Genomic DNA, 14566 nt, shown 5'->3' on the forward strand with positions numbered 1-14566 from the left:
CAACAGCAACAGCAACAGCAACAGCAACAGCAACAGCAACAGCAACAGCAACAGCAACAGCAACAGCAACAGCAACAGCAACAAAAGTCTCAAAACGAAGGGAAAGAAGCGAAAGGACAACAGTCACAAAATCAGCAAGAATCTGAAAATAAAAAAGAAAAACAAAAAACGGAACAACATCAACCGCAACGAGATGACAAGCAAGTGAAGGATCAAGGTGAACCAATACAGGCTAAAGCGCATCCCGAAAAAATGCATCAGGATGATCCTGAGTTCCGTCGACTAGAAGCAGTAGAAAGTGCTCGCGACCCAAGCTTTTTGATCCGTGCGCAAATGCAACTTCAAGCGCAACAAAAACAACCTCCACAACAATCTCAAAAGGAGTGGTAAGCCTGTGATGAACAAAGGCGTAAAACTGGTCTTTATTTTTGTGGCCAGCCTAATATCCAGTTTCTCGGTGATGGCACAGACACTTCAAGCTAGTGTGAATAAAACACAAGTAGCCAAGAATGAAGTGATTAACCTCAGAATCATTTCAGATACTGAGCTCAGCTCAGACTCAATCGACTTCAATGTTCTAGAGAAAGACTTCTTCTTGGGTCAACCTCGTTATGGCCGCTCTAGCAATAACATTAACGGAAGAAAATCAGTGCGTACCGAATGGAGTATCTCAATTGCACCAATGAAAGAAGGTGTTCTGACTATTCCAAGTTTTTCCGCTGATGGCATGAAAACGGAGCCGATCAAACTACGTGTCAACGCGAGCCAAACAGACCCCAATCTTGATGATCTATTTAGCTTCAATATTACGGTCGACAACAGTACGCTCTACCCTCAGCAATCTGCAACATTACGTATACAACTTCTAATTAAAGCGGACACTCGACGCCTAGATAACCCGCAAATAGTACCTCCGCAGATTGAAGGCATGAAGCTTGAGGCACTGGGTGGCTTACAACAAAGACAGAAGATCTTAAATGGGTTAGAAGTAGCGGTCATAGAGCAGTCGTTTCGCTTAACGGCCAATCAACCAGGCACTTATACCTTGATAGGTCCTAAACTGACTGGTTCTTATATTTATGGCGACAGCTTAACGGGCTCAACCAAAATAATGCCTATCAACACCAAAGCGGAACGCATGCCAATCACGGTCAAACCGATTCCGAGCGAATTTAAAGGTGAATGGCTTCCTGCTTCAGCGTTAGAAATGACACAGAGCTGGCAAGACGATCAAGGTAATCTACTGTCGACTAACGCGATTAACACAGTAAAACAAGGCTCTTCACTCACTCGAACCATTCAAGTTAAGGCTCGCGGTACACAAGCCGAATACCTGCCACGAGTCAATATTAGTTACCCGAGTTCACTGCGCGTGTATCCCGAACAACCTAAGTTCGATAGCGCGAGAGATGGCACCGTTACCATGACGGTGAAGCAAGTCATTATTCCTACAGAGGCCGGGAAATATACCTTACCAGGATACGACTTGAACTGGTGGGACAGTCAAAATGATGAAGCGAAGAAAACAACGTTACCAGAGCTAACATTAGACGTAGAGAAAAATGACACTGGGCTAATCACGTTGCCGGAATCGCCTCTTTCAGCGCCTTTAGTGTCAGCCCCTAGTCCTGAATCAAGCGGCAGTGTAAACAGTCTCTGGCGAACGTTAACCTTTGTTTTCTTAGGGCTTTGGATAATGACATTGGGAATCGCAATTTGGGCATGGAAAAAGCGGTCAATAACAGCGAGTGGAACGGTTTCAAATACTGAACAACCACTTTGCATCGACGCGCTAAAAAAAGTCATCGAAGAGGGCGATGCTGCGAAAATTGAACGCTCTGTAAATGAGTATTTAACCACTCATCAAGACAGGTTAAACCCTGGTGACGTACAAGCAATTAAGCAAGAGCTTAATGCCATGAATCAAGCGCGTTTTAGTGCTAACCAACAACCTTGGAGCCCTGATTCGCTGCTAGCGAAAATTCAAAACCTTGGCAAAGCAAACGTAACGAAAACCGACCACCAACTCGAAAAGCTATAAATAACTAGATAACAATGGCAGCTCTCATGAGCTGCCAATTCTCTTATCCGGCCAAATTTTGCTTTAGCGGTTTTATCTAGAGCACCAACCGCCGCCTCTTCCCTATCAAGTTGCTCTTATGAACATCACTTACTCAACAAAACTTGGGGCTCGTATTCGTATCGCCTTACACAATTTCGCCCATGATTCTTCGCTTGATAGAGTGCCTTATCCGACAACTGATATAAATGGTCGAAATTAAAGTCTTTGCCTTTCGCTTTATAACAGGAGTAACCGACTGAAACGGTAAGTAACTCCCCTTCTGGGTTATGTCGATGTTTTATCCCCTCGCCCTCGATGCACTGACGAATGCACTCTGCTCTCAGTCGAACCTCCTCTTGCTCAGAACCAATCATGAGCAACGCAAACTCCTCACCACCGATACGGCAAAAAACTTCATCTTCACCTTTGGTATGATGATCCAAGATATAGCCAATTCGCATCAATGCAATATCGCCTTCGAGGTGACCATAGTGATTATTGAATAAGCCAAAATGGTCAATATCAATCAGGATCAGGCCAAACGACATGTCGTCTTCACACTCTAGGGCGCAATATTTTTGCATCACATGCTCTAACATGCGGCGATTACCAAGACGCGTCAAAGGATCGAGCTTAGAAAGTACCTCAAGCTGTCGATTGGCTTCCTCCAACTCTTTTGTTCGGTTCTGAACCTCCAGCTCTAAGTTTTCGTTTAATTCGCGAATCGCCTCTTGAGCTTGAGTACGTTGCAATACTTCAGCTAAGCTGGACGCGAACATACGAATCACTTCACGTAACTGAGAAGTTAAGGGCGCACGTGTCAGCAAATTATCAACAGCGATAAAGGCGATAGGACCACTGCTATTTGAAGTCAATACCGTCATCGCAGCCCAACCAAAGCCAACAATATTACAGTCATGATAAATAGGCACTGATTCTTCAAATGCGACTTCGTTTGGCATTGAGCGAGCCAGATTTATAAGAGAGAAATCTTGGGTTTCGCCAAAGAAGTAAGATTCATCCAACACGTTCCCTTGAATATCGGTACCCCACGTTCCTTGCATGTAAGAGCAATTTTCATCAGTTAAAAACACCGCCATTCGATCAATACCAAGATTTTTAATGGCGAAAGTGACGGCCGATTTGCATACTCCACTGACAGTAGTGCAACGTGATAACTCAACCATGCTTGAATGCAACATGCGTACGTTTTGTTCTTGGCGCTTACGAATGTAAATTTGAGAGAAGAGTGAACCAAACGAGTCCAACATCTGTTTTTGATATGCCGTTATCGGCTTACGATGAATAAAGTTATCTAGCGCGAACCACCCAAACGGTTCATTGCCATCGCGTAAAATCAACATCGCATTCCAGCCCTGCCCGATGACCTTGCCTGCTGTGTATATTGGCGCGTCTTCTACAATCACTAAGTTGCTCTCAAGGCTAGATAACGCGGTGATATACTCCTCGCTAAGTTGATGTAAATCGTATTGTGTGTGAAATTCATCAATCGTAATTCCTGACTCATCCGTGCCGTATGTACCACTGAAGCTGCGCTTTTTCATATCGAGAAGCATCAGTGTAGAGCGATCAAACCCAAGTCGTTCACGTAACGCTTCGACGGCTTTGTAGTACAAGTCCTTTAAAGAATCAGGATTAGAGATTTCGAGTGCAACTTGCTGAACTAACTTCATATTTTCGATAAAGCGCTCGCGTTGGCTAATCTCATCAACATATTGCGCTTCACGAATATCTCTGTGCCTGATCTCTTTCGAGGCATTTTTTTCAGCACGAATACATTGCCAACGCGCCGCTGCGAGCTGCATTGCGTCGTAACTTTCTTCATAGATATTATGTGCTGTGCGAGCATGTACAGATTGAATCAGTAGGTAGGTACGTTTGATAGGCGTGTTGTCGAGCATCATGATGTAACTATCACCGCCTAAATCTCGGGTGTGATTCCAGTTACAAGTGTTGATCGCCAGAGGTATGATGCTTTCAGAGGTATCAAACTGACTTGCCCACTCCCAGAATGTCTCAGGATAGTTTTGGGTTGGGTAAAGCTCTCCGCGAGAGAAGCTCATTGAATGACGAGGGTTAATTGAAGGATCTTCAAAAATAGCGAGGGCTTGAGGGGAGAACAGACTCTCTAAATGATCAAAGATTGCCTCCGCTAGCAACCGATGGTCCCTCGTTGAAGACACTTTTCTTGTAAAACTTCTTAAACTCACCCTACCAACCTAATCTACTTTTTTATCCTCGATAAAAAACTACTTAGGCCATGATATGCAATCAATACGTTCAAATTTGAGCTGTTAAGTCATTCGCAAAATTATCAGACTTAGTGTTACATTCGAGAGCTCTTCAGCACTTTTAAAGCCATGTTTCACATAAGTTACATGCTTTATAAACTGGGGAGGAAAGTTGTACTTATTTACAAGATTTTTGTGTTGGTAGATGTTTTAAGCCTACGACTTAAAAAGAAAAAGGCCCCTCATCAAGAGGGGCAAAGTTACCATCGCTTATAGTTATTTAGTTATGCTTGTAAATACGGTGGATTAACCGAAATCACCATTTACGTAGCCTTGAGTACGGTCGTCTTGAGGGTTGCTAAAGATCACTTGCGTATCGTTGTGCTCAACCAGTTCACCCATTAGGAAAAACGCAGTGCGGTCAGAGATACGACGCGCCTGTTGCATTGAGTGAGTCACGATAACGATGGTGTAGTTCTTCTTTAGCTCTTCCATCAGTTCTTCGATTTTGTGTGTCGCAATTGGGTCAAGTGCCGACGTTGGTTCATCCATCAGAATCACATCCGGCTCCATCGCGATTGTACGTGCAATACATAAACGTTGCTGCTGACCACCAGAAAGACCGAATGCGTGTGATTTAAGGCGATCTTTCACCTCATCCCAAAGTGCAGCACCGCGCAGCGAACGCTCTACCACTTCATCAATTGTCTTTTTGTCTTTGATACCTTGAGCACGTAAGCCGTAAGCCACGTTCTCGTAAATGCTCATCGGGAATGGGTTTGGCTTTTGGAATACCATGCCGACTTTGATGCGAAGGTCAGCAACATCAATGTTGCCGTAAATATCTTCGCCGTCCATCGCCAATTTACCTGTAATTTTCACGCCTTCGATTAGGTCATTCATTCGGTTCAAACAGCGTAGAAGCGTTGATTTTCCGCAACCTGACGGGCCGATAAGTGCAGTTACTTGGCGAACTGGAATTGGTAAGTTGATCGATTTCAGTGCTTGGTTGTCACCGTAGAATAGGTCTAGGTTTTCAATATCAAATTTGTTCATTGTCTTAATCTCTTAATTCTTGAATTCGTGTCTTTTAACGTGCGTTCTTAATTAGTGTTGTTAGTAAGTTGCGGTGTTAAAACGTCTAGCAATCAGTTTCGTTACCATGTTGATCAAGAGAACAACCACGATAAGCACTGTTGCCGTACCGTAAGCCTGATTCCATTCTTCAACGGTAAACAGTTCGGTAGTCAGTTTGTATAGGTGAACGGTTAGCGTACGACCTGAATCCAATAAAGAATCCGGAATACGTGCAACCATACCTGCTGTCAGGAATACTGGAGCAGACTCACCAATGACACGACCAATACTTAGAATGACCGAGGTTAAGATACCTGGCATTGCGCTCGGAAGAATCAAACGCCAGATAGTGTAAATCTTAGAAGCACCGAGGCCATAAGAGCCTTCACGGTACGTTTGTGGTACTGCCATCAGCGCTTCTTCCGTTGTACGGATGATCACTGGCAGGATTAGGATACTTAGCGTCAATGCACCCGACAGAATCGAGAAGCCAAGGCCAAGAATCGCCACGAAGAAAGTCATACCAAACAGGCCGAAAATGATCGACGGGATACCCGCCAATGACTCGGTACAGAATCGGATGATTTTCACCAAACGACTGCCCACTTTCGCGTATTCGGTCAAGTAGATTGCCGTCATGATACCGAGTGGCGCTGCCACTGCGATAGAAGCGATAACCATGTAAATGGTCGCCACAATCATTGGGAAGATACCGTGCTCTTCACCTGTGCGCGTATAATTATCAGTAATGAAGTTCCAATCTACGTGTTGTAGACCGTTTGATAGGATGTACCAGATAATCCAGAACAAGAAACCTACCGTTAGTGCTGCCGAGATCCAGACAAATGCGTTAAAGACATTATCTTTGAACTGGCGTGCTTTTTTTAGTTTTGCGCGATCCATAATAGTCACCTTTAACGAGCGATTACTTCGCTTTTTCTCGGTTTAGGTACAGTAGTACAGCGTTCAACGACATGATGAAGACCAGAAGTACTACACCTGTAGCGTAAAGTGCGTTCGCGTGAACACCACTTGCGTAAGACATTTCAATAGCGATGTTTGCAGTTAGTGTACGAGCCGAATCAAGGATGCCTTCTGGCATTGCCGGCGCATTACCCATAACCATGATAATCGCCATGGTCTCACCCAACGCACGACCGATACCCAGTATCACACCTGTCATGATGCCTGAGCGAGCCGCTGGAACGAGCAACTTAAAGATGGTGTAGATTTTCGATGCGCCCAGTGCCAAAGAACCTTCTTTATAAGTACGAGGGACAGCGCGGATAGACGTTTCAGATACCGTAATTACTGTTGGTAGAATCATCACACCAAGAACAATAATACCGGCCAAGATAGTGTTACCTGCAGGTACATCAAATACCTTCTGAATCAATGGAACGATAATAACCAGACCGAAGAAACCGTAGACCACTGAAGGAATACCGGCTAGCAGCTCAACCGCTGGACGGATAATGTCTGCTAATCGCTTTGGTGCGATTTCAGCGATAAAAATGGCGGTCAGAACACCAATTGGAACCCCAACAATGACAGCACCAGCCGTCGATACGATAGATGCCACAATCATGGTGGCGACACCGTAAAGCGCAGGTGGTAACCAGTTTTGTCCTAAGACAATGCCCGATACGCCTGCTTCTTGGAATGCCGGAATACTCTCTCGAACGATGAAGTATGCAATAACGGCTAATGAAACAATGCCGATTACGGCACTCGTTAGGAACAAGCCGTGGAAGATGCGCTCTTTCCAGTCTACACGACGCTTCTCGCGTAGGCCTGACTTGCTGATAGCTCTAGCGTCAGTATTCATAAGCTTTTCACTATTTGTTGCGATGGTCATTTAAAAATCTCACGGTTCTGGGCAATGCCGTTGAACACAATGGATAGAAAAGGCTCAGCCCGAAACGTTGGGCTGAGCAAACTTTAGAGTCCCGATGGGATTAGTTAACTGAGATGTAACCTTTTTGGTCAACTAGCGCTTGCGCTTCGTCAGTTAGCATCCAGTCTAGGAATTTTTGCGTTTCTGTTGATGGCTTGCCTTCTTTGTAAAGAACAAGGAATGGACGCGCTACTTTGTAAGAACCGTTTTTAACGTTAGCTACCGTTGCATCAACGCCGTCGATTGCTAGCGCATTAACAGTGTTGTCTACAGTACCAAGAGAAATGTAGCCGATTGCGTATGGGTTAGATGCAACCATTGTTTTCAGTGCGCCGTTACCGTTTGCAACTTGAGCACGTTGAGAGATAGCTGATACTTTCTTACCAGAAATCTTCATTTTTAGAGACATGATGTCTTCAAATGCGCCACGAGTACCAGAAGCCGTGTCACGAGTAATGGCTACGATTGGCTTGTCTGCACCACCGACTTCTTTCCAGTTTGATACTTCGCCTTTGTAGATTGCAGTCACTTGCTCGGCTGTTAGACCTGGCAGTTTGTTTTGTGGGTTAACAACCACTGCGATACCATCACGAGCAACCACTTCTTCGATTAGTGTTGATTCTTTTTCAGAGTCTTTTAGATTACGAGAAGACATACCAAGGTCTGCTGAACCATTTTTCGCTGCTTTTACACCAGCTGAAGAACCAGGACCTTGAACTTCGATAAATACGTTAGGGTTCTTCTTCATGTACGTTTCAGAGAAAACTTCCATCAGTGGAGTTACGCTGCTAGAACCCACTGCAGAGATAGTTTCTTTAGCAGAAACAGGAGTCACTGCCATTGCGCCTAGAAGTGCGATTGCACCGATTACTGTCTTTTTCATCACAATTTCCTTAAGTGGCTTTATTGCCGTTGTGTTTCACTTGAACGGTGCTCACTTTAGAATTTGAATATGACAGTTGTGTTTCACTTAGTTGAACCCTCTATGACACGTTGTCATTTCTAACTATTAATTCCGCGACTTATCCCTCTCTCAATTTGAACGTAACGTTTTTATAAGTTGCCTCATGTTCAAGATGATAACCCCATCGATTTTGGTACATTTCATAACAATTAGATATGAGTAACTCATTGATTTAGCGAATGTAACAATTAAAATCGAAATGCTTATTTATAAAAAAGATAATAGTCAAACCGATAGAGGGTCAATCTCATGCGTCAATTTCTTAGTACGCTTTCTATTAAACTTCAGGTTTTTCTGCCTGTTCTATTCACAGTTATATTACTCATCATTGGACTAAGTGTCGGAATCGGTAAACTCGATCAAGCATTCAATAAGGTTTCGGCTTCCACCCATAAGCTAATCATTCACAAAGAGGAACTTAGCGGCATCGTAGACAACACTTACGCCATGCGCATCAAAGCCATTTATAGTCTATTTAGAGCCGAAGATGTTCAGTCTCTCAACCAAGAGCTTTCTGAGCGACAAAACAAAAACCGCGATTTTCTTAACTCCATCGACAATCTCCCTGGCGTTCAAAATGAAGTCAATGCTATGCGTAAGGCCATGAATCACTATGTTGATTTCACTCGCGTTACCATGACACCTCTGCTCACCACTAAACACTCTTCTGATTACACCACCTCTGATTTCAATCAAAAGTACGAATCTGCAATGGCTGAGTATCGATTAGCTGGCGAAGCGATGATCAACGCCATCGACAAACTGTCTAAACAATTGAATCAAATCGTCACCGATGAAGTCGAAACGAATGGCGAACAACATTCAACCACGCTAACTTACAGCGCCGTCTCGCTTGCGGTGATCTTGAGTGCCGCTTCACTTATTAGTTGGGTACTCGCCAGCTACATCGTTGCGCCGATTCGTAACCTTCAAGTAACGATGCAGGAAGTCGCGAAGGGAAACCTACTAGTTAAGGCCGAAGCCATCGGGAAAAACGAAGTGTCTCAGCTGGCTCGAGATGTAAACCAGACCATAGAAAAACTGCGTGAAACTGTAAGCGCATTGGTTCGCATTAGTGAAGATGTGGCATCAGCATCAACCGAGTTAGCAACTGTTATGACTCAAAGCAGCGTCAACTCGGATCAAGAAAAGCAAGAAGTTGAGCAAGTAGCCTCGGCGATCAATCAGCTAGAGTCGACCGCAGCTGAAGTATCGACCAATGCACAAGAAGCCGATAGTGCATCAAATCAAGCACGTACGTTAACCTCACAAAGTATAAGCATGTTTGGGGAAAGCACTCGCGCAAGTGAAAAGATGGCGGAACAACTTAACGAAGCCGCTGCCGTCGTAACTTCGCTAAAAGATCAATCAGAACACATTGGTCGCGTGATCGAAGTGATTGAAGGTATTTCTGAGCAAACGAATCTACTTGCACTGAATGCAGCGATTGAAGCTGCACGAGCGGGCGAAAGTGGCAGAGGCTTTGCGGTAGTGGCCGATGAAGTACGTATGCTGGCAGCGCGAACTCAGGAGTCCACCAAAGAGATCCAAACCATTATAGAAGAGCTACAGCAACAATCTGGTCACGCAAATGAAAGTATGCATTTCAGCTTAGCGATGTTGTCAGACAACCAAGCTCTGACACAAGAAGTTAGCCAATCACTTGCTAATATCAGTAATGCTATCGCCGATCTGAACTCAATCAACACTCAAGTTGCGACCGCATCAGAAGAGCAGAAGCAGGTCACGGCTGATATCAACAACAACTTAACGAACATCTATGAACTAGTGAGCCAGAACGTCACTGGTATCACTCAATCAGCCGCGGCAGCGCAAGAGTTGTCTGGTTTAGCAGAAAACCAAAAACATCAGCTTAAGCAGTTCCAAGTTTAAATTCTCTGCTCAACACGATAAGTTCCAAAGGTTAGAAAAGAAAAAGCTCCGCACTGGCGGAGCTTATTATAAAGGCAAAGCTATCAACCCTTATTAACGTAATAATTATTATTCATCTGTCACTAACAAGAGAGAACTTTTGAAACTTGAGTTTAACGGATCTCTATTGAAAACCTCACCATTAGTCGTATCAAAAGTTGCAACATGCTTACCGTCGCCATTAGGTGTGTTGCTCCAGACATAACGCCCTAGAACATCATCTCCATCTGTCAGACTATAGCCGCTAGCAAACCCTGTACTATTTATGGCTGGGCTGTGGCAAGCTCGCTCAGTTAGAGATACCAGCTCTTTGATATTTGCTAGTCGCCAATTTTTTTTGTCAGCAAAATTGTGAAGAGGATGGTTGCCGTCCTTATTACGAATTTGTTTGGCTGTGGAGAGAGCGAGTTGCCATGACATTGTAGATCGCGTCCCCTGGCATTCTTGATTTCCTACATTCCATGTCATACCAACTGGACAGCGCATCCATGTAAGACCTGTTTTTAAGTCAGTTACGGTACCGTTATCAGAATATGTATAACGCGTGTTAGGTGCCGTTTTAGCAAAGTCAGTAGAACACTCTTGTGCAGCCATTGCAGTTTGAGAAGCCAAAGCAAGAGATAGTACAGTTATTAATTTCTTCATCTTATTGGCCCTTTACTGCTACTAGACGGATTGGGAATTGGTATGAGTCATCGGCGTCTGCACTTGTGTTGCTTGAGCGAATATCGACGAGTGAAATAGTGCCTCTATCTACGCCCCGAGAGATAATTGCAGGAAAATAAACCTCAGCATCAACGAGCTGTGATGATGTATTCACAAACGTAAAGTCGCTATGCCAAAACGCACCATACTCTAAATAAGGACTGCCTATCGTTTGCTGTGGGAAGTATTTAACATTGAAACCATACACGTTGTGTGGCGCATATTCCTCGTTCGGAGCGAACAGCGTTTGTTCACCAAAATCTAATAAGTCATATGTTTCATGGTAAGTTGGCAAGCGCCAAACAGTGATTCCACATAACGATTGTTTGTTTATGTACTCAACATATTGGCTAGTGGTACAAACTTCATCACCAGCGTCTTTACAACCTGCAAGCTCTACATCTTTGCTAAATGGCTTAAATGTTTCAGACTCAAACGCAAATAGGCGATCTTTAAATTGAACCGAGCTCGCATCCGCACTCTTATTTTCCCAAACAAGACCAGTACGTTCGTCCATAGTACAAGCCCACTCAGTCGCATCTGCAGCTAAAGCTGCACCTTGTGAATCTAGCTTAACGAACTTAAAGCCAGCGCCTGTCGACGTTTGCTTGTCCTCTTTGTCGAAGCCGTATTCCGCATCTTGACCAGGGTAAGACGCTTGAACCTCTACTACGTCTGCTGCTCCTTCAGCAAAATAAAGAACGGCGCCCGTATCGTTACTACCAACCGTTTGTTCAGCAACCGCTACAATTTCTTCAGCAAATGCACTTACTTCCGCTTCAGACAGAAGATCAGAGGCCAATGATTTACCCTGGAAGCTAAGGCTTTGAGCAAGCAGCGCTACGCCTTGGGTCATTTGTTGTGGCTGCATTGCAGCTAATAGTGCAACCGTGTTTTGCTCTAGCTTATCTAGCTCGCTGGCTTCTGCGTTAGACATTACCGTTCCAGACAGAGAAACACCGGCATCGGTGAGTTGTGCTTTCACAATCTCCTCAGCTTGAGCAACGGTTTTACCGTCAACCACAAGACCTGCGAGCAACGTTGTTACACCATTGACCGTGTTACCCGTTGCTAAATTTTGGCCCGGAGCCGCAAGACGCAACGTTTGGTTTGAACCTTGATCAACTTGAGCAAGAATGGTGCTGGTTAGTACGTTTTTGTCGCTTGAAGTCAGGCTAAATTTACCGGCATTATCCGTTTTAGCACTCGGTTCAGTGGAATCACAAACGTAGTTTTGGTTTAAATCGATGCACACTGGCGTATCAAGAAGTGTACCTGCAGAAACGATGGTGCCAGCTACATCATAGGTCGGTGCCGACGTGTCACCACCAGAACCTCCGCCACAGCCAGCTAGGGCTAGTGACATAGCAACGAAAGAATATTGAAACTTCATAGATTTTATCTTCTTTTGATTTTAATTAACGAGAGCGAATCACTCTCACCATTGAAAGCAGGAAAAGTCCTAACAAGGTCCAAGGCGAGCCACTGCCACCTGAACCACCACCACTGCTTTCTTTAGTGGTATCAGCACTACACTGATACTGAGCAAAGTGACTCACACCCCACTCTTTCAACACCCCAGAATTCCCTGACACGCGGTCAGACACTTCGAGACGCCAAGTCCCCCAACTCGGTTGACCGACAAGTGCTTGTAACTCCTCGTCATACTGAGCGGTGAAGTAACCTTTAAATCCTTTGGTATTGCTTGATTGATGGCTAAGTAGCACGACCGATTTGCCTTGTGGAGACACAAGCGTCACTTGCAGATCCTGCAGTGAGTCATGTTCGATGTTCAGGTAAACCGCAAACGAATCATCAATCGTGCGTGACTTATCTGATAGCGTCTGAGAGAACAGTCTGTCGCCCTGCTCTGGCAAAGCGGAATTCACTGATTGAGGCTGGATATCAAGCTCTGGCGTACCATTAACCAGCATCACCTGTTCACTCCACTGGTGAGTCTTTAAGCCTTCTGCAAATTGGTAATCCAATGAAATAGAGGAATCGAATTGCGTGCCACACGTCAGACCGCTTGGTAACGCCACCTTCATTGAAGTCGAGTCGGCAAGCGTTTCATCAAAGTCGAAAACGGATGCGTTGTTTAGCTGCCATTGCCCTTTGATGCTCGCTTCACGGCCAGTTTGGCTCAGGCTCAAACCAACGTCTTGACCTTGTGTGATGTATCGAGCGTCATAGCGAACACGAAGAGGCGCTTTAAGTAAGTTGTGTCTGTTGAAGCTGTCCGTCAGGAATTGGGCGTAGTCTTTATTTGGGAACAAGGTGTTTGCGGCAAACACGGTCGATTCCGCCAGATTATGCATTTTCACGCCACGACCAATGCCGTACATACCTTCAAGTACAATGGCGTCAAACTCGCGGAACACGTTATCGGTATCATCACCGTATCGTTCAACCGATGCTTTAAGTGCTTGGAACAGTGGCGTTGACCATAACTCGTCGCCTAGTTCACCGCCCACACTAACGTGCGCTGGATACTCTGAGCCCTCGAAGTAACGAGCTCTTTGGTTCCATAAGCTACGAGTTGTTTTGCGTGTTCCGAACACACCGTCCCAGTTGAACACCGTATCTAACTCGAACTCTTGACCACGACGCGAAGCATCCAAATATTGAGTGCGGTAGCTCGCGCTGCCCGCCCAGTAATCAGCAAAACCCTCTGCGATAGCACCAGTGTGACCGTACGCCCAATCCGGTACGATTTGGTAATGAATGCCATGCCCAAGCTCGTGTATCACGACATCAGCATCGACTGCATCCGGAGAAACACCACCGACACCCAGCATGAGTGCTTTCGGACCGTAATAGTAAGTAGAGTTATCTTTTGATAAACCGCGAGCGTCAAAACGAAGCGGTTCGTCAAACAAGTCGTAAGTCAGGCTTGTCAGATATTGGATCGAGCTATCAAGATGATAAAAAGCCATCAACTGTGGGAACGCATTGTCACCAAACTCGGTGCTTTGCATCTCATCAACACTGTCAAACGCTTGAACTCCTTCTGCGCTGAGAAAGTCCAACGTATCGAGTACAGGCGCTTCACCAGGTGCTGGGGCTGCAAATAAACCCGTCGCATCCACTTGCTTTAATCTTGGGTTAGAGAGATAGAACTTACCGCCGGACTTTAAAACCTCAATCGACTTGGTGACGTACTCGATCGGCTGAGGGTAATCAGACAGTGCTGACCACGTCGATTCTGGTGCCGCTTGTTGTTGCATAGTACGAAGATCTGGGTTGAATAAAGAAACCTCAACATCAACCAAACTTCCAGAGCTCAGAGCCGGTGGCTCTTGTGCTTGCAGTTGGCGAGGCGATTCCAATTCCATTGCAACCGTTGGTTTACCGTTGCGAATGATCGTATCGTCAAGGCTCTTAAACACTCGCACAACGTGATGATTTTTATCGGTTGTTACTACGAGGGCACGCTGTGCTTGATATTCACCGTTAACCCAAACATCAAAATTGTAATGCTTGCCAAGCTGAGACTGGGTTTTGTAACGGAACTTAAACTCGCCCGCTTCTGAGTAGTGGCTGTCTAGATAAGTTTTCGCTTGCGCTTCATTGGTCACCACAGAATCCGTTGAGGGATAATCCCACTCTGCAGCCAGCGCCGCAGGGGTACATGCAATAAGCAGTGAAAACGCCAATGGTTTTAGCTTCATGATTTC

At 45.1% G+C, this 14566-nt stretch carries 10 protein-coding genes and 1 pseudogene; 3 read left to right on the top strand and 8 right to left on the bottom strand.

Features of this window, described 5'->3' with window-relative positions; genetic code table 11:
- Nucleotides 1–390 (top strand): annotated as a pseudogene (locus R7D93_RS02055) (hypothetical protein); the annotation flags it as partial.
- A gap of 4 nt (nt 391–394) precedes the next feature.
- Nucleotides 395–2041 (top strand): BatD family protein, encoded by a 1647-nt coding sequence (locus R7D93_RS02060; RefSeq protein ID WP_225495648.1) that lies wholly within the window; start codon nt 395–397, stop codon nt 2039–2041.
- A gap of 125 nt (nt 2042–2166) precedes the next feature.
- Here R7D93_RS02060 and R7D93_RS02065 read toward each other — a convergent pair whose 3' ends face one another.
- From R7D93_RS02065 to R7D93_RS02085, 5 genes are all read right to left on the bottom strand, one after another.
- Nucleotides 2167–4293, bottom strand: a complete 2127-nt coding sequence (locus R7D93_RS02065) for a diguanylate cyclase (protein WP_225495651.1) — start codon at nt 4291–4293, stop codon at nt 2167–2169.
- Between the two features lie 327 nt (nt 4294–4620).
- Nucleotides 4621–5370, bottom strand: coding sequence for a phosphate ABC transporter ATP-binding protein PstB (pstB, locus tag R7D93_RS02070; protein ID WP_005375156.1), 750 nt, complete (start codon nt 5368–5370; stop codon nt 4621–4623).
- Between the two features lie 60 nt (nt 5371–5430).
- A complete protein-coding gene (pstA, locus tag R7D93_RS02075; protein WP_005383923.1) occupies nt 5431–6294 on the bottom strand; it encodes a phosphate ABC transporter permease PstA in 864 nt (287 codons plus the stop codon).
- A gap of 22 nt (nt 6295–6316) precedes the next feature.
- Nucleotides 6317–7249 carry a phosphate ABC transporter permease subunit PstC gene (gene pstC / locus R7D93_RS02080; protein ID WP_005375154.1) on the bottom strand — a complete coding sequence of 311 codons (933 nt, stop codon included), beginning with the start codon at nt 7247–7249 and terminating at the stop codon, nt 6317–6319.
- A 100-nt stretch (nt 7250–7349) separates the two neighbouring features.
- A complete protein-coding gene (locus tag R7D93_RS02085) occupies nt 7350–8171 on the bottom strand; it encodes a phosphate ABC transporter substrate-binding protein (RefSeq protein ID WP_005375153.1) in 822 nt (273 codons plus the stop codon).
- A 330-nt stretch (nt 8172–8501) separates the two neighbouring features.
- Between R7D93_RS02085 and R7D93_RS02090 the strand changes: the two genes are divergently transcribed.
- The gene (locus R7D93_RS02090) at nt 8502–10145 is read left to right on the top strand and encodes a methyl-accepting chemotaxis protein (RefSeq protein ID WP_154203997.1); all 1644 of its coding nucleotides are present in this window, start codon (nt 8502–8504) and stop codon (nt 10143–10145) included.
- Between the two features lie 108 nt (nt 10146–10253).
- Here R7D93_RS02090 and R7D93_RS02095 read toward each other — a convergent pair whose 3' ends face one another.
- From R7D93_RS02095 to R7D93_RS02105, 3 genes are read right to left on the bottom strand one after another with little or no spacing between them, the layout of a single operon-like run.
- Nucleotides 10254–10829 carry a DUF1566 domain-containing protein gene (locus R7D93_RS02095; protein ID WP_053307911.1) on the bottom strand — a complete coding sequence of 192 codons (576 nt, stop codon included), beginning with the start codon at nt 10827–10829 and terminating at the stop codon, nt 10254–10256.
- A gap of 1 nt (nt 10830) precedes the next feature.
- Nucleotides 10831–12282 (bottom strand): DUF1566 domain-containing protein, encoded by a 1452-nt coding sequence (locus tag R7D93_RS02100; protein ID WP_213972883.1) that lies wholly within the window; start codon nt 12280–12282, stop codon nt 10831–10833.
- A 25-nt stretch (nt 12283–12307) separates the two neighbouring features.
- Nucleotides 12308–14560 (bottom strand): proprotein convertase P-domain-containing protein, encoded by a 2253-nt coding sequence (locus R7D93_RS02105; RefSeq protein WP_213972884.1) that lies wholly within the window; start codon nt 14558–14560, stop codon nt 12308–12310.
- Nucleotides 14561–14566 lie beyond the last annotated feature (6 nt).

Source organism: Vibrio sp. YT-15 (genome assembly GCF_033337445.1).
GTDB lineage: Bacteria > Pseudomonadota > Gammaproteobacteria > Enterobacterales > Vibrionaceae > Vibrio > Vibrio alginolyticus.

Coding starts and splice junctions, on each gene's coding strand:
- pstB (WP_005375156.1), bottom strand. CDS start 5,370: ATGAACAAATTTGATATTGAAAACCTAGACCTATTCTACGGTGACAAC.
- pstA (WP_005383923.1), bottom strand. CDS start 6,294: ATGGATCGCGCAAAACTAAAAAAAGCACGCCAGTTCAAAGATAATGTC.
- pstC (WP_005375154.1), bottom strand. CDS start 7,249: ATGACCATCGCAACAAATAGTGAAAAGCTTATGAATACTGACGCTAGA.
- R7D93_RS02085 (WP_005375153.1), bottom strand. CDS start 8,171: ATGAAAAAGACAGTAATCGGTGCAATCGCACTTCTAGGCGCAATGGCA.
- R7D93_RS02090 (WP_154203997.1), top strand. CDS start 8,502: ATGCGTCAATTTCTTAGTACGCTTTCTATTAAACTTCAGGTTTTTCTG.
- R7D93_RS02095 (WP_053307911.1), bottom strand. CDS start 10,829: ATGAAGAAATTAATAACTGTACTATCTCTTGCTTTGGCTTCTCAAACT.
- R7D93_RS02100 (WP_213972883.1), bottom strand. CDS start 12,282: ATGAAGTTTCAATATTCTTTCGTTGCTATGTCACTAGCCCTAGCTGGC.
- R7D93_RS02105 (WP_213972884.1), bottom strand. CDS start 14,560: ATGAAGCTAAAACCATTGGCGTTTTCACTGCTTATTGCATGTACCCCT.